Here is a 25,375-nt window from a genome sequence, read left to right on the forward strand (position 1 = left end):
TTTACGTATGTAGTTCAGCAGTAAAATATTGAAATGCTTACAGGTTAATTAGCTGTTAGTTAATACATTAATTGTAGGTTGATTGTTGTTTCGAGCTAACGGTGATCATTTTTCATCACGATAACTGATTTAAAATTACATTTACCTTTGCTATTATAATGGTACCACGTGATGATGATGAATAAGAAAGAAATAGAGATTAAAAAAATAAAGAAGCCTTGGCCAACAAAAAAGGCCATGGAACAGGTGTACGAAATGAAACTATGGGGAGATAATAAAACCGATTTTTATTCCGGTGAAGGATCGCATCAACCTGAAATAGTAAACCCATATATCACCGCTTTAACCTCATTTTTAGCATCTTTTAAAAGTCCGCTGGTGGTCTGTGATCTAGGCTGTGGGGATTTTAATGTTGGAAGACAATTGGTGAAGTATACCAAGAAATATATAGCTGTAGATATTGTAGCAGATCTTATAGCCTATAACAAGAAGAAATATAAAGAGGAGAATCTAGAATTCCATTGTCTGGATATTGCTGTGGCCAACTTACCAATTGGGGACTGTGTATTGTTAAGGCAAGTTTTACAGCATCTATCTAACGCAGAAGTGCAGAGTATTTTGGAAAAGCTACATATTTACAAATACCTTATCCTTACAGAACACCTACCTACAGGTGATTTTGAACCGAATAAAGATATCATTTCCGGACAGGGAACTCGACTAAAAAAGAAAAGTGGAATTAACCTATTAGCACCCCCATTTAAGTTTAAGGTAAAAGCAGAAAAGCAACTCCTTTCCGTTATTCCAAAAGATAGAAAAGGAGTTATTGTTACCACGCTTTATACTCTTTTTTAAGCCATGGTTAAGCTGTATTTTAGGCTAAGAATTTTAACTAGTAGTAGGGTAGAAGCCCAATTTCAATTGGCCTAAGTAGAGAGACTTTTACTCGATAATCGAGATTTAAACCTGACTGTCGTCAGGCAAGTTGCTCCGAGGCTGTCTTGCCCCGAGGTAGTTTACAAGCGAAAAATGAAGGATTCCTGAATTCTTATATAACCCTATTCCGTTGCTACCTTTGGTCGGTCACCCTCTTCTTCAATACCATCTTTGATCATTTCCTCTACTTCTTTTGCTTCTTCCTTTTCTAGCGTCTCCACTTCTTCCTCCTGCACGTCTTCCTTATGATTTATAAAAAACTTAGAGAACAATGGTAGATGATCACTTCCAATTGGGCGTAACGTTCTAAAATCTTCAATAAACACTTCCTTAGAATGGAAAAATAAATCTATGGGTGCTCTAAGGAACCTATATTTAGCATGAAATGTAGAAACAAAACCTCTTCCGATTCTTGGATCTATAAGTTCTGAGGTTTTTCTAAATAAGACAGATGATCTGGCCCAGGCTACATTATTAAAATCGCCCACCACAATTATAGGTCCCTTGGTTTTTTTAATCCGCTTCCCAATGGAAAGTAATTCCCCATCCCGCTCTCTAGAAGTATCTTCCTCGGTAGGACTTGGCGGGGGTGGATGGATTCCGAAGAAAGTGAATGGCTGACCTGATTCTGTTAGTAGGGAAGCCTCTATACTAGGGAGATCGTCCGCAACAAAATAATTTACCTTAATAGATTTTACAGGGAGCTTGGTATAAAAGTGAATTCCATAAGTGTTTTCTAAGGCTACCTTTTTAAAATTTGGATATTCCCCCTCAATGGCGGTCATAGCATCTTCCCACGCCTGATTAGATTCCATGGTTAGTAAGATATCTGGCTTAACTTCTAAAACCAAGTCTATTAATTTTTTGTACTGATTATTAAATTGATAAACATTAACAGATAGTATAGAAATTGGCTCAGATTCTTTTGGGATATCCATAGCTCTATTAGCCCTATATAAGGTGGTATACGGAATTAAAACGATTAGGTGGTAGACTATAAGTCCAACAAGTAAAACTATAACTCCCCAAAAGAGATCGCTTTTTTCATCTACCAATAAAATTCCCATGAATAGCGTTAGGAGTTGAAGTATCAAAAGCTGAATTCTCCCGAAATCCCATACTCTGAATATCCAATGCTGATGCGAGATAAATGGGAGTAAAGATACCGTGATGAGTATGGCCGACAAAATATAAAAAGCGAGTAGCATATAGCAATAAGGTCTGTAAATTCTAGTTGATTAATTTAATTTACTACAGATAAAGATAATAATTATAACAATCTTGAACGCCGTCAAAACGGATATAAAGAGATTTATATAACCAACCTTTGACAATTATATGAACAGGGGAAGAAAACCAGGTCTTTATGGTGAGTAGAATAGCCCCAAATTTAATATATGTAGGTAATGGAAAAACTTGCTTAATTAATTGTAAAGGGTGCCACCAATGTTAGTATTCTAATGACGTAAATGCGTACTTAAAATAAGTTTTTGTTAGTAATGTAGAAGAGAAACTCTCCTAATCTTTCTCCTGCAGCGTAAATACTTAAAGCACCTATGATTATAAGAAATATTTTGAATGAAATTTTATATTTTCCCCTTTCAAGGTAAGTACGGACAGGGGCTAGTAAATTTGTCATTGAAGCCGTTAATGCTTTCATATTGGTGGTTTGTATTGATTATTGAATTTTTAGTAGATCCATCCATACGGATTTCGAACCTACTAAAATTAACTAACACATCTAATAAAAGTACTAAATTAACAAAAATAGGTAAGCTACATACCTTCCTAAAATTGTAAAATACATTAAACTAAAATAGGGTAGAATGATTTATGAGGGAAGGACTATATAATTAGGCTTAAGAATTAAATAGTATTAAAGGATAATCTTTGCAATTTGTATTTTGCGCAGATTGTAAGGGGTAATCTAAACAATTAAGAAACTACACTAATGAGCCCAATTAAACCTTAGGACCACAGGTCCTTTAGCCTTGACCATAGATTATTTGTTTTTTCTTTGTGTTGATGGCTTTTACCTTTTTCATTCTTTTTGGATGGATGTTGGTCTTCTTTATCATTTTTAAGAAGCTGATAGCCTCTCTTCTTATCTTCTTTCCCTAATAAAGCTGTCCAATCTTCATCTAGATCAGATTTTTCGCTTTTATCATCTCGGGTCAACTCCGCAGAACCTTCCACTTTAGTGAGTCCCTTAAACTCAAAAGTGATGGGTTTTATCTTACCTGATTCCAAGAATTCTATTTGATACTCCCCTTTGTCCTCGTTTACTGCTATTACCTTGCCTTCTTTCCAAATTTGATGGTTAACAATATCTCCAACTGCAAATTTCTTCTGAATTAATTGCCGCGTAGCATCTAACTTTAATTGTGCTTTGGCTGCTTTTATAATATCTTGACTCAATTCTCCTTTACTAACATAATAGTTATCGCTTATTTCAAATAGAAAACGGGAAGGATATTTACTTGTCCCTAAGCTAAAATTATACCCCTCGGATTCGGTCATATAAAATGCCTTTTCCGCTCTGGTTATAGCAACATACGTCAATCGTCTTTCTTCCTCAATGGCTTTTGCCCGTCTTTCTTTAATAGACATGGCACTTGGTAGAACTCCTTCAGTGAAGCCACACAGAAAAACGAATGGGAACTCCAAACCTTTAGAAGTGTGGATGGTCATTAATTTTACCCTATCATTGCTATCGTCCTCTATATCCATATCGGTATAAAGGGCAATTTCTTGCAGATACTCCATTAAGTTTATAGGCTCCTCATCCTGGGTTTCCAATAATATAATAGAGTTCTGGAGTTCTTTAATATTGTCTAGTCTATCCGTATCCCCATCGGTTCTGTAGTAGGAGGTAAGACCACTTTCATCCATTATTGCTTTCACCAGATCGGATACAATATAATCTGTCTTCTCCTTTTTGTACTTTTCTATTAGTTCTACAAACTCAATAGCTCCTTTGCGACTTAAATCTTTTTGTGATAGGTTATCCTTTAATGCGGTGTATAATGCGGTGTTTTCTTTTTCTGCGATTTTGGCAACATTTTCTATGTACTTCTTACCCAAACCCCTGTTTGGGGTATTCACTACTCTTAGGAAGGAGAAATCGTCTTCAAACTCTATTAATCGTAAATACGCCAAAACATCTTTGATTTCTTTCCGCTCAAAAAAACGTATTCCACCAAAAACGGAATAAGGAATATTTTCCCTTATTAGGGATTGCTCAATACTTCGCGAAATATGATTGGCCCTATATAATACGGCAACATCGGAATACTTACTATTTTCCTCAGCCACAAGTCTTTTTATCTCATTAGCTACCCATAAGCCTTCTTCGTAATCATTCTGAGCATGGAAATGTACCACATCAACCCCTTCCGGATTTTCGGTAAACATATCCTTATCTACCCGGATCTTATTATTTTTTATAATATGATTGCCAAGACTTAAAATATTGGGAGTGGACCTGTAATTCTGATCCATTATGATGGTCTTTGAATCAGGGAATTGCTTATCAAAATCGACCAGAATTTCCGGTTTGGCTCCTCGCCACTCGTAAATAGTCTGGTCTGGGTCGCCAACAACAAAAAGGTTTTTATGGTATTGAGAAAGCATCTCAATTAACATAAATTGTTTTTCCGAACTATCCTGGGTTTCGTCAACTTGAATGTAGTGCAATCTTCTTTGCCATTTTTCAAGAACGTTTGGGTTATTCATAAATATATACAGAGCAAAATTTAGCAAGTCATCAAAATCCAAAGCAAAATTTCGCTGTTGTTTCTCCAAGTATCGTATAAAAACTTTTTCAATGTCATTATCAGTTTCGTGTTTCTTGGATTCAAGGATATATTGTAAATATGCTTGTGAGGATTTTTGTTTACTAATATACCGCAAGACTTGTTTAAAAGTGAAGACTTTAGAAGTGAGACCCAATTCAGCATAAACTTGTCGAAGAACAGTCTTTTGATCTTCAACATCCATAATGATAAAATTTTTCGGGTACGCAATCTTATTGATGTCCTCCCTTAAAACGCGAACACAAAATCCGTGATATGTGGTGATATAACTTAAGTCGGAATTAACACCCACTAATCTTTTCACTCGTTTCCGCATTTCTTGTGCGGCCTTATTGGTAAAGGTTACGCAAAGGATATTAGAAGTGTTAATGCCCAATGCTTCCACAATGTAGGCGTATCTTTGGGTAAGTGCTTTTGTTTTTCCCGAACCTGCACCAGCAATCACTCTAACATAACCTTCGGTCTCTGTTACAGCTTCTAACTGTTGTTCATTCAAATTTTCCTTAAGGTTCTCTATGTTGTACATGCAGGATGTAGGTATAATATCTATGACTTATAAGTAAATATAGGATTAATCTATGAAAAATAAGGCTTTTGAATTCGGACCGAATCGTACAAACTCCGCGATTCTATAGAAAAACTAATCCTGAGATAAACCTTTTTAAACTTTTTATTTTTTTCTTATTGGTTATAAGCTAATAGAATACCTTTGCCCAGTTTTAAAATCAACTTAATTTAAAACCCTGTAATTACTGTTTAATTAGTAATTTAGAAATATGGAACAATTTTTTTACGATAACTTTGGTGTTACTGAGGAGGTATTAAATTATGTGATTATTCCTCTTTTAATATTTTTTGCTCGAATTGGTGATGTTTCCATTTCTACGATCCGGATCATATTTGTAATGGCAGGAAAAAGAAGCATTGCACCCATTCTTGGTTTCTTTGAAGCTCTTATTTGGTTATTAGCCATAGGACAGATAATTAGTAATATAGATAATGTATTCTCCTATTTGGCATATGCCAGTGGTTTTGCTGCAGGAACCTATGTAGGAATGTATATAGAGGAGCGATTAGCCCTTGGCCGTGTGGTGTTACGATTGATTACAAAAGAACCGGTACACCAGTTTCTAGACTTCTTAAAAGAAAACGATTACCGCTATTCTATGTTAGATGGAGAAGGGAGTACTGGAAAAGTAAACGTTGTATTCTTGGTCTTAAAGCGAGATCGTCTTAATCATATGACTGAAGCCATCAACAAATACCATCCTAATGCATTCTACACCATTGAGGGTGTAAAAATGGTGAATGAGGCTGACTTAGCTGATGAAGTTCCTAGGAGAATCAACTTTAGGAGATTGCAACTTAAAAGAAAGTAAGTGTAATTAAATGAGGGTGTTATTCTTTAAACAATCTACAGTCAACCCTAAACGAAATTTTCTGGTATTGCCCCATAGTGGTCAAAATATTATTATTAGGATTAATTAATTATGTGTTGGACCTGTCTTAGTAAGCAATGGTGCTGAGCTAAAAACATCCATTTTCCTTATTGTAATATTAATACCGTTGTTACTATTCTAGATAGCATTTGTTGTTGTAATACTTACGGATATTAAAGGATATAGAACGTCATCAAGTAATAGGAAATCCAATGCTAGGAATAATTACACCTTTGGTCAGTTCGTAGCAACCTTCACTAGATAATTATATAGATAAATATTCTCACCAACTTTTTTTATAGGAGAAAAACCCTTCCTGTAATTTTTCCAATTTTCGACGCCTGATTTTACTCGATAATCCAGATTTAAACCTGACTGTCGTCAGTCAAGTTGTTCTGTGGCTGTCTTGCCCGAATTTTTCAGGCGGGATTGCCCCGAGGTAGTTTACTAGTCTTGAGAATTTCTTTTAAGATTAACGCTTCCTGATTCCAATTGGTAAGAATGCTGCTATTTTAATTTATAGTTACAGAATCACCACATTCTACAAATTCAAGAAAATACAGGTTTAGGCAATTAATTCATTCTCTGCACGTTAGTGTAACTATTAACCAATATAGTCACCTTTGTATGCAGTTAATGGTTAAAAGCGAGATCTAAGAAAATTAATAGAGTTCTAAGGGGTAGTGATGGAATAAACGGGCATTACAATTGCTAGTTCTAAGTATTCCTATTGGTAAAAAAGTGAATACCTATTTTAAACACTTAAAAAAATGTATAAGAATAAACTGGATAAATCCTACTCTAATTAAAGAATTAGATAAATACAGGATTAATAATTAAGAATTTACCTAAATACTAAACCTAAAAACCAAAGAAATGAAAAACACATTACTTATTCTAGTTTGCCTATTTACCCATCAATTCTATGGGCAACAAGAGGTGAAAACAAAAAGTCAAAATACCAAAACAGATGCTGACGGAAAAGAAATTTTAGCCCAAGAGCCTACTAAGGTCGTGATATTTACTAAATCTTGTCCTGTGGAAGGATATACAGTGACCTTGTCTAGAGATATAGGTTCCAATGTAAGTTCCAAGCGCTATCTAGGAGTTACAGGATATAGGAAGTCGTTTTATGCAACAGCCGCCCAATTAGCCCAAATGGATAATTATCCTGGGGTTCCTAATCCGGGGCAAGGGCCTACTGTCTATAATGGGCCGGGAGAATACTTGTCTATAACAAATGTTACAATAGATCCCGATAAGAAATACTGTAATGAAGATGGATATAGGCTTATTCCTGCAAATGCAACCATTTATAAAGTTTCTAAGGGGAGTAGTAATTATCAGTGGTCTGGGATGGTAGAGATTACTGACGGGACCAATTTGGATAGTGCTGATGCCCCTTTTTTAGTGAATAAATATAATATAGAAAGAGGATTTATTGGCACTGAGAAAGTTCCTACATCATGTCTCAGTGCATGTAGAAATGCTGGTGGTGGTTCAGTAGATCCAGATGAGCCAGGAAGTGGAACAACTTATGTTGATGCTTCAGGACAAGAACATGATTGGTTTGATGATGAGGATAATGATGAAGGGGGTAGTGGAGGTATTGGGAATCCTGTTGTAGGTAGAAAAGATTTCCTTTACCAGCATATGCATATGAGTACAGGAGGAGTTACAAATCCATACGGGGATGATAAGGATAACGCTGGCTTTGTTAATCAAGCTCATGGGGCGCATCTAGGACTTTATTTACCAATAAAATCCATTAAAGGGGTTTCTTATGGAGTATATGTATCTGGAGATTACCTGGCCTCTAATAAAAACGATTTTAGAAACAATCCCGAAGGATATGAAGTTAATGGGATGAAATCTACAATAAGGAAAAGTAGTGACAAATCTATAGAACAATCCTTATGGATGTTTGGAGCAGGGCCGCAAATTAATGTTGGTTTAGGTAGAAAAGTGGGGGTTAGTGCCATTGTACAAGGTGGACTTACCTCTTTTAATCAAAGTGGATTTGCATATAAACAAGACTTACAAGAGGGTGATGCCACTACTACGGTAGAAATAATAAATCAAAAGGAAACTAACAGCAAGAAATTCTTCTGGTTACCTAGAATAAGACTTGCTTATGCCATTACGCCTAAAATAGGAATTTGGGCCGAAGGTAATTATATGATGGGGAAAGCCGAATCTAATAGGAGTGTTCTAGACCCTGGAGCTCCTGAATTTGAGGATGGAACCTACTCTTATAGGCAGGTAAATACAGATAGAAAGGTTGATGAAACAAACAAATATAACCTTAGTGGTGCTGGATTGGGCTTTGGGGTAACCTTTAGTTTATAAAATATGTTTTTATTCGATAATCGTGATTTGAATGCCCGGAGGTAGTTTACTATAAGCGTTTAAGGTGAGTGATAAAAAGGGTTGAACTGTAGAAAGTTCAACTCTTTTTTATAGGTAGTCATTATCTCGATATATTCCGTATTTATACCTAAGCACGCCATAAATACCATGTCATTTAAGCCTTCCTCTTAGGTCTATAGAAAAACTTAAAATAGGGAGTCAATTTTCCCTTAATGATAGTAATGGCTTGTCTTATAGAAGTCCAAGTTCTCTAACGATAAGGTTTAGAGACCTAAATAATTTCTTTTCTAGTATGTTTTAACGGTTATCAGCACATAGAGATGAGTCGGAATCCAATTGGCCTAAATTAAACTATATCTTAATCGCACATTGTTGTGCTGCTGATTTATAGATTGCTTCTACCACTACAATATCACGCAAACCTTCTTCTCCTGGCGCTATTAAGTTTGTATTGTTTAAGATTGCATGGGCATCCTCATCCATTTGCTTTGCCTGTTGGTTTTTAATTGGGTAGTTTATTATGGTGCCATTAGACATACTTCCATTGTTCCCGCTATAGCTAGAATGGGGTTGCATTTTTAACCATCCCTTTTCATAGGTAATATGTAAGTGGTTCATATTGATTCCAAAACTAGTATGGCATGCTGCTAAGGCGCCACTAGGAAATTCTAACTGAAACATCATAGTTTCTTCCACTTCGTGATATATATTGGGTCGGGTAGTAGAAGCTTGTGCTAACACGGAGATAGGCTCCTCTCCGGTTGCCAATCGCGCTCCTTGTAAGGCGTAAACTCCCATATCCCCCATAGCACCACCACCCATTGCTTTACTTTGTTTCCAATGGTCGGTTCTCCCATCAAAATAACCAGCTGCTGAGCTTATCATTTTAACCTTTCCAAACGGACGATCTTTTCCCACTTTCATATAAGCCTGGATATTGGGATCGTGTTGACAGCGGTACCCGATAGCCAATTTTACTTTATTGTCTTTACATGCTTTAATCATAGCCTCACATTCGGTTACTGATGGAGCCATAGGTTTTTCGCACCAAACATGCTTCCCTGCTTTGGCAGCCCTAATAGTGTATTCCGCATGCATGGAAGGAGGTAGCACCACATAAACCACATCTATATCTGGATTATTGGCTATATCATCAAAATTTTGATAATCATAAATATTCTTATCCTTTAGGCCATATTTAGCTTTCCAAGCGGGAATTTTATCTGGGCTTCCAGTTACAATTCCCCTGAGCTCACAGTTTTTTGTCAGCTGTAGAGCAGGAGCTAGGAGGTCCTTACTATAATACCCTAACCCCACCAGGGCAACCCCTAGTTTCTCTTTAGCCGGTCTAGTGGCAGATAACAATATATTAGGTGATAATGCGGTAGTGGCCGCAATAATGCCTGTGTTTTGAAGAAAAATGCGTCTCTTGTTTCCCATGGTTTCCAATTATCCTAGGAAATTACAATAAGTATCCCAATAAATCAATTGTAAAACGTTAAGGACCATCAAAATAAGCACAAAAAAAAGCTGTCATTGTAGACAGCTTTTTAATAGTATATCAATAAAATTTATTCAATAATACCGGTACAACTTACTCTTCCTCCGGCAGCACCTGTAGGTTGCGTAACAAAATCGTCAACTCCTTGGTGAACTATTACTGCCTTACCTATAACGTTTTTAGTTTCATCGTCACAACCAAGACACCATTCATCAGTTGAAAAGTCTAGGGTAGCATTACCGTCTTCATCAGCGGTTATATTCCCTATATCTCCACGGTGGTAGCCTGCTTCATCACCCCATTTTCCGTGTTGTTGGAAAGTTGGGTTCCAGTGTCCACCTGTAGAAGTACCATCTGCTGCAGAGCAATCTGCTTTTTCGTGAATATGAATAGCATGTTCTCCTGGAGTTAATCCAGTAAGAGTGGCCTGCATTCTTACGGTGCCATTTTCCTCGGTAAAGGTAACATCGCCAGTTACATTACTATCGCTTTTTGGTTCCATGGAAAATTTAAGGACTTTTACTTCCTCTTCTTCAGTTATCTCTTCCACTTTAGCTTCAATACCATCTATGGCTTTTTCACTCTCTTTTTTCACTTCTTTGCAACTGTAACCAGCAAATAATAAAAGACTAAGAGATAATAATTGTATTTTTTTCATATGTAACTATTTTAGTTTTTAAAAAAGTAAAGTTAAGAATAATTTTAGGGGACATCAACCAAAAATCAAATTGATTTTAACATTTAGTGTTAGCTTTTACCCGTTTTTACACGATTTTCGTGTTAATGTGAATCTTATTTTCTAGGGTTCTATGAACGGGACACTTATCGGCAATTTCCAATATTTTAGCAATTTGAGGTGCGGCCAAAGTACCTACTAGTTTTATTTCCCTTTCAAAAGTATCAATCTTGGAATTGGATGATTCACAATTCTCACAGTCCTCGGCATGCACCTTTTTATAAGAGATATGCACTTGGACATTTTCTAGAGGCCATTTTTTTCTTTTGGTATACATCTGTATCGTCATTGCCGTACATGCAGATAGTCCAGCAGATACAAATTCGTATGGGGATGGACCAAAATCATTTCCGCCAAATGAAATAGGCTCATCTGCGGTAAAATAATGGTTCCCTATTTTCATCTCTGTGGTAAATCCGTCTTCCTTATCCAAACTTGCAACTACCTGATGCTTTGTATCTAGAGGTGTACTTTTAGGAAGATCTAAATATCGCTTGGCCCATGCAGCAATCAAATTTCCAGTATACTTTCCGTCCTCTACATTGCTTAGTAAATGATCGGCTCCGTCTAGACTTACAAAACTTTTGGGATGATGGGCAGCTATATAAATTTCTTTAGAATTGTTAATTCCCACCACAGTATCTTGTGGGGAATGTAGTATTAAGAGTGCTTTTCTATTGTTTTTTATACGCTCTTCTAAGGATTGGGATCGTAAATCGTTTAAAAATTGATTCTTAACCGTAAAACTTCGCCCACCCACATTTACTTCAGCAACGCCGGTGTTTTCTATAGTTTCTAATTTATCTTTAAAGATATGGGTAACATGCTTTGGGTCCGATGGTGCACCAATGGTTGCAATGGCTTTTATAGAACTTATTTCTTCGGAGGCCAAAATAGCAGCAGCTCCACCTAATGAATGACCAATGATTAAGGTAGGAGAAGAGTAGTTCTCTTTTAAATAATTGGCTGCTTCCACAAGATCTCCCACATTTCCGGAAAAGTTAGTATCTGCAAACTCGCCCTCGCTTTCCCCCAATCCAGTAAAGTCAAAACGCAATACTCCAAAACCTTCAGTGGTTAGGGCCCTGCTTATGTTCCGTATAGCAGGAAAGTTTTTATTACACGTAAAACAATGAGCAAACAGCACAAAATTGTGTGGTTCTTGATTGGCTGGTAAGGCAAGTCGGCCTACCAAAGTATCCCCATTTTTATTGGAAAATGTTACTTTTTGAAGATTCATAGTATTACTTTTTTTTAAAGACACCCCTAAGGTCCGGATTATAGGTTACTCCTAATAGAATACGATCATAATTGGCACCGTAAAAATGCGTTTTTAAAAACCCCGCTTCCACATTCAGATTGTCGGTGACACGTACTCCCAGCCCTGCGTAGAGTCGATTTTGGTTAAAAATATCGTCTTGTAAATTTAGCATCACTTCTTCAGAAAGATTTACAAAGAAGGTATTGGTAAGGGGCAGGGTTAACTGCACGCGATACCTAGCTCGGTGTTGGGTGTCTTTCTGATCCTCAAAATCTATAAATCGTTGTTCCAAACGATAGCGATGCTCTAGATAAACTTCCCAAATCTTTTGTCTTAATGTAAGCTGTTCAAAAATACGGTGCTCTCTTATTTTATCTTCATCAGGGAACTCTTCAAAGGTGTCATCCGTTGATAAATAGGCATATCCTAATGTGATACTCGCATTATTGGCAAAAGAGTAATTCACTCCTGTTCGTAGTACTAACTCCTGAAAATTTTTGGACTGTTCAAAATAACGGAGTTGCGCCTCTGTTAAAACACTCATTTTTTCTGTAACTCTATTGTTACCAAAATATTGATACCAAAAGCCCGTATGATGCTGCCCTGTTTCTTGTGCTGATACGTTAGCCATGCAGAATAGAAGGCAAAGTGTAAATATTTTTTTCATGTATGGATATTATAATTTTGACGGTTGTTTATGCAAAGTAAATAGTATTCAACCCAAAAGTTATGGACAAAAGAAGGTGCAAAATGTATCTTCCTATTCATAACTATTATCTGCATCAAATGGAGGTAATACAGTATAATCGGTAGATTGTATTATGCGTTTTTTTCAATTCTTGTACAAAACGTATTTGGGGTTCACAAAATAGGTTTTGCTTACTTATTTCTTACATAGATTAGTTTAAAACGACCTTTTGCGTTTTCACGCTGATCAATTTCAAAATTTTTGATGGATTTAATAAGAGGAGTAAGTTTTTGAAATCCGTAATTCCTGGAATCAAAATTAGGTTGCTTTTTCTGTAAAAGACTACCCACATCTCCTAAAAACGCCCATCCATCGTCATCTGCTACATCGGATATGGTAGAGGCAATAAGCTTAATTTCCTTAGCAGTAATCTTATCCACATCGTCTTTCCTACCTTTTTTGCGATCAGATGCTTCGGAACTACTTTCTTCCGACTGATTTTTCAGAATCTCAATATAAATAAATCGGTCACAGGCCACAATAAAAGGGTTAGGTGTCTTTTTCTCTCCAATACCTATCACATTCATGCCTGCTTCCCTTAGTCGCGTTGCCAACCTTGTAAAATCACTATCACTAGATACAATGCAAAAACCGCTTACTTTGTTGGAGTAAAGGATGTCCATGGCATCTATTATCATTGCTGAATCGGTAGCGTTTTTACCTGTGGTATAGGCGTATTGTTGTATTGGGGTGATAGCATTCTCTAATAAAAGATTCTTCCATTTGGCCAATTTGGGATTGGTCCAATCCCCATAAATACGTTTTATAGTAGGGTTGCCGTATTTGGCAATTTCCTCCATCATTTCCTTTACATAGGCAGAGGGAATGTTGTCGCCATCGATTAATACTGCAAGATTTGTATCCATAATATAGCTGATGTTTTAATTTTATTATTACGTTAATAACGGATTACCTATAATACACAAAAGGCTTTCTTTTACTTAAAATTAAAGGCAATTACTACAAAACTAAAGAATCCTTTGGATTGTTCTATGAAAAATAGACTCAAAACCTAATTCCTATAGTTTTATAACCTCGATATAAAAATTCTTATCTACTGATATGTCCTTAATTTCCTTATCTAAAGAGCTTGTTTTCCAGTTTGCCGTTGGAAATATCCACTTTGCTTGACCATTCACAATAATGTTGACTGGCATATCAAAACCTTCTACAATATTGGTATATCTAAAACGCAACTGTGAGCCATCCACCGAGTATTCTAGCTTCGGAATTTTCGTGGTGCGGAGGTATTGGTCAAAAAACTGAGAGAGATCAATTCCAGATTTTTCACTAATATAACCTTCAATCTGCGCTGTGGTTACGGTTTGATGGTAGAATTCCATATTTAACCCCCTTAAAATAGATCGCCATTTTTGATCGTCTTCTATGAGTTGTCGTAGCGTGTGAAGCATATTAGCTCCCTTATAATACATATCTCCAGAACCGCTCTTATTTACATTGTAGGGACCTATAATAGGGACGTCATTAGCGATACCTTTTCTAGTTCCAATAATATATTCAGCACCTGCCTTTTTACCGAAATGATAATCCAAATAAAGCCCTTCCGAGTAAGCAGTAAAACTCTCATGGATCCACATATCTGCTATATCTTTATAAGTAATGTTATTTGCAAACCATTCGTGGCCCGACTCATGAACAAGGATAAAATCGAAATATAAACCCCACCCAGTACCGGAAAGGTCTCTCCCCAAATATCCATTTTTAAAGCCATTTCCGTAAGTTACAGAGCTTTGGTGTTCCATTCCTAGATATGGGGCCTCTACCAACTTAAAACCATCTTCATAAAAAGGATAGGGCCCAAACCAATGTTCAAAGGCTCTCATCATCATAGGGGCTTGCTGAAATTGCTTTTTTGCCTTTTCTAGATTGTCCGCTATAACATAATAATCCATACTCAATTGGCCATTTTCTCCATCGTAGGTCTCACCAAAATGGACGTAATCGCCAATATTTATATTAACCCCATAGTTGTTTATCGGATTCTTTACATACCAGTGATAGGTGGTAGTTTCCCCATGCTTCTCTACTTGTTTAAGTTTCCCGTTAGAAATATTCATAAGGTCTTTAGGGACAGTAACACTTATAGCCATACTATCTACTTCATCATACATATGGTCTTTATTTGGCCACCATACACTGGCGCCTAGCCCTTGACAAGAAGAACCTATAAAGTGCTTATTATTGGCATCCTTTTTCCAAGAAATTCCGCCATCCCATGGTGCTTTCACAGCCTCCCTTGGGTGACCGGAATAGTACACGGTGAGTTCATTAATAGCGCCTTTGTGTTGTTTTTTCTTTAGTTTGATAAAATGTGCGTTACCATTGGATTTGTATTTTAAGGATTTGCCATCTTGCATCACCTTAGTAATTGTTAACGGGGACTGTAGGTCTATTTGAAGCTCTTGAGATTCGTCCAACACTGTATAGCGGACGGTATTACTTCCAGAAATAAACTTTTCCTCTGGTTTCACCTCTATTTTTAAATGATAGAAGTCTACATCCCACCATGCTCTTTGAGGAGTTATGCTACCACGGAGCGTATCTTGTTCCGTAAAGACTTGGTTTTGACCAAAAGCATTACAAACAAAGATTATTAGAAAAAAGAAGAGGATTTTGTGTGTTCTGTTATTCGTCATAGGCTAAATAGAGGCAGATTTGATAGTGTATTATTGAAACTGTAAAATGTTAATCCTACAAATTTATTATTTTAAATTGTTACAAGGCCAATTATAGATGGAATGAAAAGAATTATCTAATAATCTTATTAGGAAAAACAACCACACTTTCAAATCCATTTTCTCCGACTGCCGATACCCCGAAGAAATAATTATCGATTACAATTCCATCTAAGGTAAAATCAGTAACATCGCCCACATACCTGCTATGGTCCCAAGTAGGGGAAGTGGTATCTCTCCAATATATTTTATATCCCTTGGCACCACTAACTGCAGTCCATTGAAGCTTTACAGAGGGGGCAACAATCCCACCAATACCTACTTCTTTTGGGGCAGGAGGCGCCCATGCTAAGGCAGCTAGGTTAATGGCGTTTACGGCAGTAAGTTTTTTGGCATAATCAAAATTTACATGCTCCAACACATCCCCATAGGAAATCTCATCTTCTATCCGAATATCCTGATGTTGTTGGGTATAATTCTCATGAGCTTCCATAATTCGTATCCCTGCATAGCCCATATCGTTAAAAGGTCTGTGATGGCCGCCGCGGCCAAATCGGTCTAGCCTATAGATCATCATCGGATTCATTTCTGGCATATAGGTCAGCACATTTTTGTGGACATAGCGAGCTAATTGCCTACTGATACCATCTACCTCCCCGCCGTAGAACCTACGCATTTTGCGCTCTTCTTCTGTTTCTGTAGGTGGTACTGGTTCGGAGAAGATTCTAAAATCGGTATTGCTGATAATACCATCTACTCCTTGTATATTCCCAATCATGTCATTGTTGAATACTCCAATAATTTCCCAGCCTTTTTCTTTCGCGTGATTAGCAAAACCCTGACCTCCAAAAAGGCCTTGTTCTTCCCCAGACAAGCCAAGGTAAATTATACTACTCTCAAATTGATACTTAGAAAGAACCCTTGCCGCTTCTATGGTACCTGCCATACCACTAGCATTGTCATTAGCACCAGGGGAATTGGAGGTAAAATCGTTAGGATCACTAACACGGGAATCAATATCCCCACTCATAATAATATATCGGTTGGGGTATTTATTCCCTCTTTGTATAGCTACCACATTAACTACCCACACATCTTTTGTAATACGCTGATTTACACCTGATTTAATAAGGTTTTTTTGAAATGATACTTCAAGGCAATTATTGCAGTCTTTAGAGATGTTTTCAAACTCTTTTTTTATCCATCGTCTAGCAGCTCCTATGCCACGGGTATTGGAAAGGGTGTCGCTTAAAGTATGTCTAGTGCCAAAATTAGCAAGGGTAGTTATGTCTTTTTCTATTCTATCTGCCGAGACTGCTTCAATGATATTATATAAGCGCTGATCTGTCTGGGCATGTGATAATCCCACAAATAATAGCAAGGTAACCGCTAAGATTTTTTTCATATTATTCCTTATCTGTAAACTTGTTCAGTAATTGTCTTACATTACTAATGCTGTTTACATAATACTTGGCTTGCGTTTTTTGGCGGCCCACCTTTACCGTATGGGCAGAATTTGGTAATTCTTCAAACATAAATTCGTCCGTCCAATCATCACCAATCGCAAAAACAAAATCATAGTCTTCTTCAGAGTATACACGCATAGCGGCACGTCCCTTGTTTACATTGCTACTCTTAACTTCTATCACCTTATTGCCGTTTAAAACACTTACTTCGTCGTTCGCAATAAGGCTAGTAAGTACGGTATTAAGTTCCGTTGCTCGTTTTAGTCCAAAATCTGGGTCGGTATTCCTATAGTGCCATGCTATAGAGTAGTTCTTTTCTTCTATAAAACTTCCTGGGGTTCTATCTACAAAGGACTCTAATACAGGAAGGATTTTTTCCATCCAGTCTTTTTTAACGTTTTCTAGCATTCTAAAATCTTCGCCGTTCTGGGATATCCATACTCCGTGTTCTACAATCATATTGTATTTTTTCGGTAAAAACCACTTGGTGAAAGTTTCTTTATCCCTGCCACTAATTAAATATAGGTCGGTGTTTTCTAATGCTGCAAGTTTGTCTAAGAGGGTATATAATTCTTCATCCGGACTTGCCTTTTGTGGGTCTTTATGAAAGCCAGCAAGGGTACCATCATAATCTATGAACAATAGCCTTTTCTTAGCAGCTTTAAACTCATCTACTACAATCTTGGCTCGTGTAGCTGATAATTTGTGCGACTTGTGTTGCTTTTCATTTTGTTTTTGTTCCAGAAGGGAAGTCATAAAATCGTTTGCCCATTTTTCTACATTGTAGCGCTCCAGTCTTTTCTGTAATATGGCGTTTCTAGCCTGCTGCTCTTCCTTGGGCATGTTAATAGCTTGGAGTAGTGCAGCTGAAATCTCCTCAAAGTTGTTTGGGTTTATCAGTAGCGACTCATTCATTTCGTTGGCAGAACCAGCCATTTCACTCAAGATTAGCACCCCTGTTTTATCCGTTCTAGTTGCTATATATTCTTTAGCTACGAGATTCATTCCATCCCTTATTGGGGTAAGCCAAGCAATATCACAGGAAGTATAAAGATCTATTAGATTTTCAAAAGGCATAGAGCGATAAAAGTACCAGATTGGGGTCCAACTTACCGTAGAAAACTCTCCGTTTATTCTCCCCACTAATTCGTCTATTTCTTTTTTTAATAATTGGTATTGTGGTACGTTGGAGCGGGAGGGAACCGCAAGAATTATGAGTCGCACCTTCTCCTTGTATTGTGGGTTTTCGTTTAAAAAATACTCAAAGGCCTTAAGACGCTTGGCAATTCCCTTAGAATAATCTAAGCGATCTATGGAAAGTAAAAATTTGGCGTTGGGCTGATTTTTCTTGTGCATATCCAACCGCTTTTGCAACTCCGATTTATCTTCTTCCTTATTTTCATGGTGCTTTTTAGCAGCATCACTAAACTTTTTATAATCAATTCCCATAGGAAAAGAATCCACCTTAATAACCCTATCATCTAAGTGAACATCGTTAAAACTTACCTCTAGACGTAATAAGCGTCTTACAGAGCTTAAAAAGTGTCGTTCGTAATCATAGGTGTGGAACCCAATTAAATCTGCTCCTAGTAGCCCTTGCAGTACTTCCATACGCCAGGGTAGCGTTCTAAAAATCTCGTAAGAAGGGAAAGGTATATGAAGAAAGAAACCAATAGATACATTTGGACGTTCCTTTCTAACCATCTGGGGTACCAACATTAATTGGTAGTCGTGAACCCATATGATATCGTCATCATCAGCTTTTTCTAGAATGGCATCTGCGAATTTTTGGTTTACGGCTTTGTAGATATTCCAACTATCCAAATCAAACTCAGCATATTCTAAGAAATAGTGATATAGCGGCCAAATAGTACGGTTACTAAAACCGTAATAAAAGCCATCTACCTCTTCCGAAGTTAAACTTACCTTAGAAGATCCGTGCTTCGCCAGTGCTTTGTCTATTTCTGGGGAAAGGCCATCGGGAATATCTTCGTCTGTTAATCCACTCCAACCTATCCAAAGACTATCTCCGCCAGAATGGACAGATTTCATTCCAGTGGCTAGACCCCCAACACTAGGGGTGGCCGTAATGCTGCCATTTTCAATTTGTAGTTGTACCGGTAACCTATTTGATATTATGATAGTTTTAGACATAAAACGAGATTTTTAGATGATTTCGGCATTAATTTCCCTAAATTTCGTCAAAATCATGGGAATTTCCTATTTTTAAGTCTTTACAGTTACAATATTTATGTTTATGGATAATTTGGATTATGGAATAATTGGCAATTGTAGAAGCGCCGCATTAATTTCTAAGTATGGATCTTTAGATTGGTGTTGTTTGCCAGAATTTGATTCGGCTTCTATTTTCGCTAAACTTTTGGATGAGGAGAAAGGGGGGAGTTTTGAGATTTTGGTTGACGATAGTTATTCCATCAATCAAGAATATATTCCAGATACCGCTATTTTAGTTACTCGCTATTCCGATGGGATAAATATTTTTGAAGTGCATGATTTTATGCCTAGATATCATAAACCTAGCCCTAGAGGTGGGTATCACGCGCCTCCAGAAATAGTTAGATATATTAGGTATGTATACGGAAAACCGGTATTTAAGGTGTTATATAACCCTAGGTTAGAGTATGCACAAGGGGAAACCAAGACCTATATTAAAAAAGATTTCATAGCGAGTCTTACAAGAGAAGTGAGATTTGATACGGTGTTTTTATATACCTCCTTTAATAAAGATTCTGTAGTGAATGGAGACGAAATCACCTTGGAGGAAGATGGTTATTTCCTTTTGGGCTATAACGAGAAAATTCTTAGTCCCACTTTAGAGAATGTATATCTTGAAATGGAGCGCACTAAGGTATATTGGTTAAATTGGTCTAATAAAACGTCTACTTATGATAGTTATAGCAAGCAGATAAAACGAAGTGCGCTTACCCTTAAAATGCTTAGCTATGATAAGTCTGGTGCTGTTTTAGCTGCAGCTACTACTTCTTTGCCAGAAACTATAGGGGAAGTTAGAAATTGGGATTACCGATTCTGTTGGATTAGAGATGCTTCTATGGTAATTAAGGTGATTTCTAAGTTGGGGCATAAGAATATTGCCAAAAGATACCTACAATTCATTATAGACTTGATGCCAGATAAAGATGAGAAGTTACAAATTATGTACGGCATCAATAAAGAGAAGAAACTTACAGAATACACTTTAGATCATTTAAGCGGTTACAAGGGATCTAAACCAGTGCGTATTGGCAATGCGGCGTATATGCAACGTCAGCACGATATTTATGGTATTTTGATGGATGTTATCTATACTCAGTTGGAACACTTTGATACGGATATTGAAAATGGAGAGGAACTTTGGAATATTACCAAAGGAATTGCCTGGATAGTTGGTAATCACTGGAAAGAACCCGACAAAGGGATTTGGGAATTTAGAACCGAGGATCGCCATTTTACATTTTCTAAAATTCTTTGCTGGACCGCTATTGATAGGGCGTTAAAAGTTGCCGAGTTCTTTGGGAAGACACACAGGCTGGAGAAATGGCGAGCTCTGGAAAGAGAGATTAGGGCATCTATCCATAAAAACGCTTGGAATGAGGAGAAGCAAGCCTTTACTCAGTCCTATGGGTCACCCCACTTGGATGCCTCAGTGCTATTGATGGAGTCTTACGGGTTTATAGATGCCAAAGACCCCAAGTATATGAGTACCGTATATGCTATTGAAAAGGAGCTTTGTAATGATGGACTTCTTTATCGTTATAAAAATGAGGACGACTTTGGGTTGCCTTCATCTTCTTTTACTATTTGTACTTTTTGGTTTATCAATAGCCTATTTAAAATAGGTGAGGAAGAGAAAGCGATAGCTCATTTCGATCAACTATTGAGTTACAGTAATCATCTAGGACTCTTTAGTGAAGATATTGATTTTAAGTCGAAAAGACTTTTAGGAAACTTCCCGCAAGCCTATTCCCATTTGGCACTTATAGAGTGTGCTATGAACTTTTCTAAGAAGCGTAGTGAGATAGAAATGTTAGAGTCTATGGAGAAAAAAGACAAATAAACTTCACTTCTCCATAGGCGATTAAGTGTCATCTTTGTGGTGTTACCTAATTTTAGGTATAGCTCTAGTTGGGGTGTAAATCTATTACTGGTCTATTAGCGCTAGTAATTATTGTGGTGAATTTTGCAGATGTGCATTTGCCTCTTCATTTAACTAGTGAAACCTTCTTATTTGGCCTTGAAGGTCTTTCTATAATACTTCCTATATTTTTACACGGATTAGTCTTATGTTATTTAGTTTCAATACAAGTATTCCTACGCGGTATAATGAATTAAATGGCTTAAAATTCTAACACTTAATTGGTGAATCGTTAAATTTGTAGCCAAGCTAATATAAAATATACACGCGAAATGAATTTAAAATTAATGGCAGGTAGTCTTCTTCTGTTAGGCACGCTAGTGTCTTGTAATGAAAAGAAGGTTGCAGAAAAGCCTGTAGTGGAAACAGAACAGAGCTTTGATTATTCGGTAGATCAGTTTGCCGATATTAAAATCTTAAGGTATCAAATCCCTGGATTTGATGAATTAACTCTTAAAGAGAAGAAATTGGTTTACTTCCTTACTCAAGCCGGATTGGCAGGTAGGGATATTATTTGGGACCAAAACTACCGTCATAATCTTACTATAAGGGAGGCCTTAGAAAATGTCTATACTCACTTTGAAGGAGATAAGACCTCGGAAGATTGGAAGGCTTTTGAGGTGTATATGAAAAGGGTATGGTTTTCTAACGGAATTCACCACCACTATTCAAATGATAAGATTATGCCCGAGTTTTCAGCGGACTATTTAAATTTTCTTTTGGCAGAAACGGATACCGAGCTAAAAGGAGAGGCATTTGAGGTGATTTTTAATGACAAGGATAGTAAAAAGGTGACAAAGAAGAAGGGGGTAGATATTGTAGCCTCTTCAGCGGTTAATTTCTATGATCCTTCAATTACCGATGCAGAAGTGGAAGCATTCTATAAAACTGCTTACAAAGGTCCTAAAGGGATGCCTATTGAAGCGGGGTTAAACTCTAAGCTCGTTAAAGAAAATGGAAAATTGGTTGAAAAGGTCTGGAAATCTGGCGGACTCTATGGAGAAGCAATAGATGAGGTTATTAAATGGTTGGAAAAAGCACAAGGTGTAGCTGAAAATGAAAAACAGGCTAATGCTTTGGGACTTTTAATTGAATACTACACAACTGGAAGTTTAGATACCTGGGATAAATATTGTATTGAGTGGGTTACCTCTACTTCTGGAAATATAGATTGGATCAATGGCTTTATTGAAGTTTATAACGATCCTAAAGGATATAGGGGATCCTATGAATCAATTGTACAGATTAAGGATTTTGAAATGTCTAGACAAATGGCAGTATTATCTGAAAATGCACAATGGTTTGAGGATAATGCTCCTTTACTTCCAGAGCATAAAAAAGACAAAGTAGTGGGTGTATCCTATAAAACGGTGAATGTTGCTGGGGAAGCAGGAGATGCCTCGCCAAGTACACCAATAGGAGTAAACCTACCCAATAATAACTGGATTAGACAACAACATGGAAGTAAATCGGTTTCTCTAGGGAATATTATCAATGCCTACAATCATGCTGGTGGTACAGGAAGATTGAAAGAATTTGCACATGATGCTGAGGAGATTGAGTTGGAGGTAAAATATGGAGAAATTGCAGATAAGTTGCATACTGCATTACACGAAGTTATTGGGCATGCCTCTGGTAAAATCAATCAAGGAATTGGTCAGCCAAAAGAAACGCTAAAAAACTATGCTTCTACTATAGAAGAGGGGAGAGCCGATTTAATTGGGCTTTACTATTTGATGGATCCTAAATTACAAGAACTAGGATTGGTAGATGATTGGGAAAAATTAGGAAAGGCAGCCTATGATGGGTATATCAGAAATGGATTAATGACCCAATTGATTCGTATTAATCTTGGGGATGATATTGAAGAAGATCATATGGTGAACCGCCAATGGGTTTCTGCTTGGGCTTTCGAAAAAGGAAAGGCAGATAATGTGATTGAAAAAATTACCAGAGAGGGTAAGACGTATTTCAATATTAACGACTATAAAAAATTACGTGAGTTATTCGGTCAATTACTACAAGAAACGCAAAGAATGAAATCTGAGGGCGATTTTAAAGCTGCTCAAGATTTAGTAGAAGGTTATGGAGTAAAGGTAGATCAGGAAGTGCACGCTGAGGTCCTTGAAAGAAACTCTCAATTTAAATCTGCTCCTTACAGCGGTTTTGTGAATCCTGTTTTAGTTACCGAGGTAAATGCCGATGGTGAAATTACCGATGTTAAAGTAACTCAGCCTGAGAATTTTGAATCTCAGATGTTAGAGTATGCTAAGAATTTTAGCTTTTTAACTACACGAAATGCTGAAGCAGTTAATTAAGTGATAAGCTTTATGTAACAGTAAATCAGTAATTTGTAATAGTATAAAAACTAAAAAGCCGTTCCTTTTGGGAACGGCTTTTTGCATTTGCTTCATTACGAAGCGACAACTTGAGTTAGTCAAAGGTATAACCATTATCAGCAGCTACTTTATCGGCAATTTGTATGCGTAAAGCTACTACGTTAGGTTGATTTGTATATTTTGTAAAACGTTTAAGTCCCATTAGCATCATACGTTGTTCATCGCCTTCAGCAAAAGATACAATGGCTTCTTTTCCTTTTTGGATGATGGTGTCTACGGCATTGTATAAATACAATTTAGACATCGCTATTTGAGTAGCTTGAGCTTCTTCTCCAAAACGCTTTGCATTTTTTTCCGTTCTTAGGATGGTAGATTCAGCCATATAAACCTCAATAAGGATATCTGCCGCAGCCAACATTAGCTGTTGGTGGTTTTCTAATTCTGGTCCATATTTTTTAACGGCGCTACCAGCAACCATTAAAAACACTTTTTTGAGACGAGCTATTAAATCTTTTTCTTCCGAAAATAATTCAGAGAAATCGGGAATGTCAAAAGAAGGAATTCCCATTAATTCTTCTCCTACCTGAGTAGCAGGGCCTAATAGATCTACATGACCTTTCATGGCCTTTTTAACCAACATACCTACAATCAACATTCTGTTGATCTCATTGGTTCCCTCATATATTCTAGCAATACGCGCATCTCTCCATGCAGATTCCATAGGAGTATCTGCAGAGAATCCCATTCCTCCAAAAATTTGGATTCCTTCATCAGTGGTATTCTGTACATCTTCGGATGCAGCCACTTTTAAGATGGAACACTCTATGGCATACTCTTCAACACCTTTTAATTCTGCTTCCTGATGCGAGTTACCTGAAGCTTGTCTCATAGCAATTCTATCTTCAATATTCTTAGCAGCTCTATAACTTGCAGATTCATCCGCATAGCAATTGGTAGCCATATTAGCAATCTTTGCTTTTATAGCGCCAAAATTTATGATAGGCGTCTTAAACTGTACTCTTTCATTTGCATATTTGGTGGCCTCCCCAATAACACGTCTTTGTGCTTCCAAACAGGCGGCAGCTAATTTTATACGCCCTATATTCAAAGCATTCATAGCAATCTTAAATCCGTTGCCACGTTCAGAAAGCATATTCTCTACCGGAACTTTAGTTTCGTTAAAAAATACCTGTCGGGTAGAGGAGGAGTGGATTCCCAATTTCTTTTCTTCTTCTCCCAAACTGATTCCATTGCTGGGATCGTTCTCTACAATAAAACCGGTAATATTTTTATCGTCTTCTATTCTAGCGAAAACAATAAACAAATTACAGAAACCTGCATTGGAGATCCACATTTTCTGTCCGGAAATACTATAATACTTGCCATCCTCGGAAAGAACTGCTTTTGTTTTCCCAGAATTAGCATCGGAGCCAGCCCCTGGTTCGGTTAAGCAATAAGCGCCAAACCATTCCCCTGAAGCTAATTTAGGGACGTATTTTTGCTTTTGCTCTTCAGTACCATAAAGGGTAATAGGCATAGTGCCAATTCCTGTATGTGCACCAAAAGCGGTACTAAAAGATCCGGTAGCTCCAGAAATATAGTCGCACACCAACATGGTAGATACAAATCCCATTCCCATTCCTCCGTAAGATTCTGGTACAGCAACGCTTAATAATCCCAATTCCCCTGCTTTACGCATGGTTTCTTCGGTATAAGCATAATCTTTTTGTTCAAAACGTTCCCAGTGAGCCCAAAGCTCTCTATCCACAAATTCTTTGGTGCTCTCCCGCATCATCTTTTGCTCTTCGGATAAATCCTCTAGCGTAAATACATCCTCACATTTTGTTTCTTTTACGAGGAACTGTCCTCCTCGTAAGATTTCTTTATTTGTAGTTTCCATAGGCTTTTTCCCGAT

The 25,375-nt window shown here is 37.2% G+C and carries 17 protein-coding genes; 5 read left to right on the plus strand and 12 right to left on the minus strand.

Going from position 1 to position 25,375, the window contains the following annotated elements; all coding sequences use genetic code 11:
* Positions 1-177 precede the first annotated feature (177 nt).
* On the plus strand, positions 178-855 hold the full coding sequence (locus H344_RS0102575) for a class I SAM-dependent methyltransferase (RefSeq protein WP_026808852.1): 678 nt from the start codon (positions 178-180) through the stop codon (positions 853-855).
* Between the two features lie 203 nt (positions 856-1,058).
* On the opposite strand, the gene H344_RS0102580 is transcribed toward H344_RS0102575, so the two are convergent.
* The 3 genes from H344_RS0102580 to H344_RS19620 all read right to left on the minus strand — a co-directional run bounded on the left by H344_RS0102580 (position 1,059) and on the right by H344_RS19620 (position 5,277).
* A complete protein-coding gene (locus H344_RS0102580) occupies positions 1,059-2,003 on the minus strand; it encodes an endonuclease/exonuclease/phosphatase family protein (RefSeq protein ID WP_240484935.1) in 945 nt (314 codons plus the stop codon).
* A 410-nt stretch (positions 2,004-2,413) separates the two neighbouring features.
* Entirely contained in the window at positions 2,414-2,596 is a 183-nt protein-coding gene (locus tag H344_RS21955) for a hypothetical protein (RefSeq protein WP_205667114.1), read from the minus strand.
* A gap of 308 nt (positions 2,597-2,904) precedes the next feature.
* On the minus strand, positions 2,905-5,277 hold the full coding sequence (locus tag H344_RS19620; protein WP_157378116.1) for an ATP-dependent helicase: 2,373 nt from the start codon (positions 5,275-5,277) through the stop codon (positions 2,905-2,907).
* Positions 5,278-5,527: 250 nt separating this feature from the next.
* Here H344_RS19620 and H344_RS0102590 point away from each other — a divergent pair, with 250 nt between their 5' ends.
* The gene (locus tag H344_RS0102590; RefSeq protein ID WP_026808854.1) at positions 5,528-6,130 is read left to right on the plus strand and encodes a DUF2179 domain-containing protein; all 603 of its coding nucleotides are present in this window, start codon (positions 5,528-5,530) and stop codon (positions 6,128-6,130) included.
* 936 nt (positions 6,131-7,066) lie between these two features.
* Positions 7,067-8,539 carry a hypothetical protein gene (locus H344_RS0102595; RefSeq protein WP_026808855.1) on the plus strand — a complete coding sequence of 491 codons (1,473 nt, stop codon included), beginning with the start codon at positions 7,067-7,069 and terminating at the stop codon, positions 8,537-8,539.
* A 372-nt stretch (positions 8,540-8,911) separates the two neighbouring features.
* On the opposite strand, the gene H344_RS0102600 is transcribed toward H344_RS0102595, so the two are convergent.
* The 8 genes from H344_RS0102600 to H344_RS0102635 form a co-directional block, all read right to left on the minus strand.
* A complete protein-coding gene (locus H344_RS0102600) occupies positions 8,912-10,000 on the minus strand; it encodes a Gfo/Idh/MocA family protein (RefSeq protein WP_026808856.1) in 1,089 nt (362 codons plus the stop codon).
* A 131-nt stretch (positions 10,001-10,131) separates the two neighbouring features.
* Positions 10,132-10,719 (minus strand): superoxide dismutase family protein, encoded by a 588-nt coding sequence (locus H344_RS0102605; protein ID WP_026808857.1) that lies wholly within the window; start codon positions 10,717-10,719, stop codon positions 10,132-10,134.
* A 106-nt stretch (positions 10,720-10,825) separates the two neighbouring features.
* Positions 10,826-12,037 carry a bifunctional alpha/beta hydrolase/OsmC family protein gene (locus H344_RS0102610; RefSeq protein ID WP_026808858.1) on the minus strand — a complete coding sequence of 404 codons (1,212 nt, stop codon included), beginning with the start codon at positions 12,035-12,037 and terminating at the stop codon, positions 10,826-10,828.
* A gap of 4 nt (positions 12,038-12,041) precedes the next feature.
* On the minus strand, positions 12,042-12,725 hold the full coding sequence (locus H344_RS0102615) for a DUF2490 domain-containing protein (RefSeq protein WP_026808859.1): 684 nt from the start codon (positions 12,723-12,725) through the stop codon (positions 12,042-12,044).
* A 212-nt stretch (positions 12,726-12,937) separates the two neighbouring features.
* The gene (locus H344_RS0102620) at positions 12,938-13,672 is read right to left on the minus strand and encodes an NYN domain-containing protein (RefSeq protein ID WP_026808860.1); all 735 of its coding nucleotides are present in this window, start codon (positions 13,670-13,672) and stop codon (positions 12,938-12,940) included.
* A 153-nt stretch (positions 13,673-13,825) separates the two neighbouring features.
* Positions 13,826-15,463: a M1 family metallopeptidase gene (locus H344_RS0102625; protein WP_084148724.1), complete on the minus strand. Its 1,638-nt coding sequence runs from the start codon at positions 15,461-15,463 to the stop codon at positions 13,826-13,828.
* A gap of 112 nt (positions 15,464-15,575) precedes the next feature.
* Positions 15,576-16,907: a M28 family peptidase gene (locus H344_RS0102630; protein WP_026808862.1), complete on the minus strand. Its 1,332-nt coding sequence runs from the start codon at positions 16,905-16,907 to the stop codon at positions 15,576-15,578.
* Position 16,908: 1 nt separating this feature from the next.
* Positions 16,909-19,122, minus strand: a complete 2,214-nt coding sequence (locus H344_RS0102635) for a bifunctional alpha,alpha-trehalose-phosphate synthase (UDP-forming)/trehalose-phosphatase (RefSeq protein WP_026808863.1) — start codon at positions 19,120-19,122, stop codon at positions 16,909-16,911.
* A 103-nt stretch (positions 19,123-19,225) separates the two neighbouring features.
* Between H344_RS0102635 and H344_RS0102640 the strand changes: the two genes are divergently transcribed.
* Together H344_RS0102640 and H344_RS0102645 are read left to right on the plus strand one after the other, a co-directional pair.
* Positions 19,226-21,043, plus strand: coding sequence for a glycoside hydrolase family 15 protein (locus H344_RS0102640; protein WP_026808864.1), 1,818 nt, complete (start codon positions 19,226-19,228; stop codon positions 21,041-21,043).
* A gap of 350 nt (positions 21,044-21,393) precedes the next feature.
* Entirely contained in the window at positions 21,394-23,439 is a 2,046-nt protein-coding gene (locus tag H344_RS0102645; protein WP_026808865.1) for a dipeptidyl-peptidase 3 family protein, read from the plus strand.
* A gap of 115 nt (positions 23,440-23,554) precedes the next feature.
* Here the strand turns inward: H344_RS0102645 and H344_RS0102650 are convergent, their stop codons facing one another.
* On the minus strand, positions 23,555-25,360 hold the full coding sequence (locus H344_RS0102650; protein ID WP_026808866.1) for an acyl-CoA dehydrogenase family protein: 1,806 nt from the start codon (positions 25,358-25,360) through the stop codon (positions 23,555-23,557).
* Positions 25,361-25,375: the final 15 nt, after the last annotated feature.

The organism is Arenibacter latericius DSM 15913, from assembly GCF_000424985.1.
Lineage (GTDB): Bacteria > Bacteroidota > Bacteroidia > Flavobacteriales > Flavobacteriaceae > Arenibacter > Arenibacter latericius.

Excerpts from the sequence above, each read along its gene's own strand:
- H344_RS19620 (WP_157378116.1), bottom strand. The coding sequence starts at position 5,277 with ATGTACAACATAGAGAACCTTAAGGAAAATTTGAATGAACAACAGTTA.
- H344_RS0102610 (WP_026808858.1), bottom strand. The coding sequence starts at position 12,037 with ATGAATCTTCAAAAAGTAACATTTTCCAATAAAAATGGGGATACTTTG.
- H344_RS0102590 (WP_026808854.1), top strand. The coding sequence starts at position 5,528 with ATGGAACAATTTTTTTACGATAACTTTGGTGTTACTGAGGAGGTATTA.
- H344_RS0102645 (WP_026808865.1), top strand. The coding sequence starts at position 21,394 with ATGAATTTAAAATTAATGGCAGGTAGTCTTCTTCTGTTAGGCACGCTA.
- H344_RS0102630 (WP_026808862.1), bottom strand. The coding sequence starts at position 16,907 with ATGAAAAAAATCTTAGCGGTTACCTTGCTATTATTTGTGGGATTATCA.
- H344_RS0102625 (WP_084148724.1), bottom strand. The coding sequence starts at position 15,463 with ATGACGAATAACAGAACACACAAAATCCTCTTCTTTTTTCTAATAATC.
- H344_RS0102620 (WP_026808860.1), bottom strand. The coding sequence starts at position 13,672 with ATGGATACAAATCTTGCAGTATTAATCGATGGCGACAACATTCCCTCT.
- H344_RS0102640 (WP_026808864.1), top strand. The coding sequence starts at position 19,226 with ATGGATAATTTGGATTATGGAATAATTGGCAATTGTAGAAGCGCCGCA.
- H344_RS0102600 (WP_026808856.1), bottom strand. The coding sequence starts at position 10,000 with ATGGGAAACAAGAGACGCATTTTTCTTCAAAACACAGGCATTATTGCG.
- H344_RS0102635 (WP_026808863.1), bottom strand. The coding sequence starts at position 19,122 with ATGTCTAAAACTATCATAATATCAAATAGGTTACCGGTACAACTACAA.
- H344_RS0102615 (WP_026808859.1), bottom strand. The coding sequence starts at position 12,725 with ATGAAAAAAATATTTACACTTTGCCTTCTATTCTGCATGGCTAACGTA.
- H344_RS0102605 (WP_026808857.1), bottom strand. The coding sequence starts at position 10,719 with ATGAAAAAAATACAATTATTATCTCTTAGTCTTTTATTATTTGCTGGT.
- H344_RS21955 (WP_205667114.1), bottom strand. The coding sequence starts at position 2,596 with ATGAAAGCATTAACGGCTTCAATGACAAATTTACTAGCCCCTGTCCGT.
- H344_RS0102575 (WP_026808852.1), top strand. The coding sequence starts at position 178 with ATGAATAAGAAAGAAATAGAGATTAAAAAAATAAAGAAGCCTTGGCCA.
- H344_RS0102595 (WP_026808855.1), top strand. The coding sequence starts at position 7,067 with ATGAAAAACACATTACTTATTCTAGTTTGCCTATTTACCCATCAATTC.
- H344_RS0102650 (WP_026808866.1), bottom strand. The coding sequence starts at position 25,360 with ATGGAAACTACAAATAAAGAAATCTTACGAGGAGGACAGTTCCTCGTA.
- H344_RS0102580 (WP_240484935.1), bottom strand. The coding sequence starts at position 2,003 with ATGGGAATTTTATTGGTAGATGAAAAAAGCGATCTCTTTTGGGGAGTT.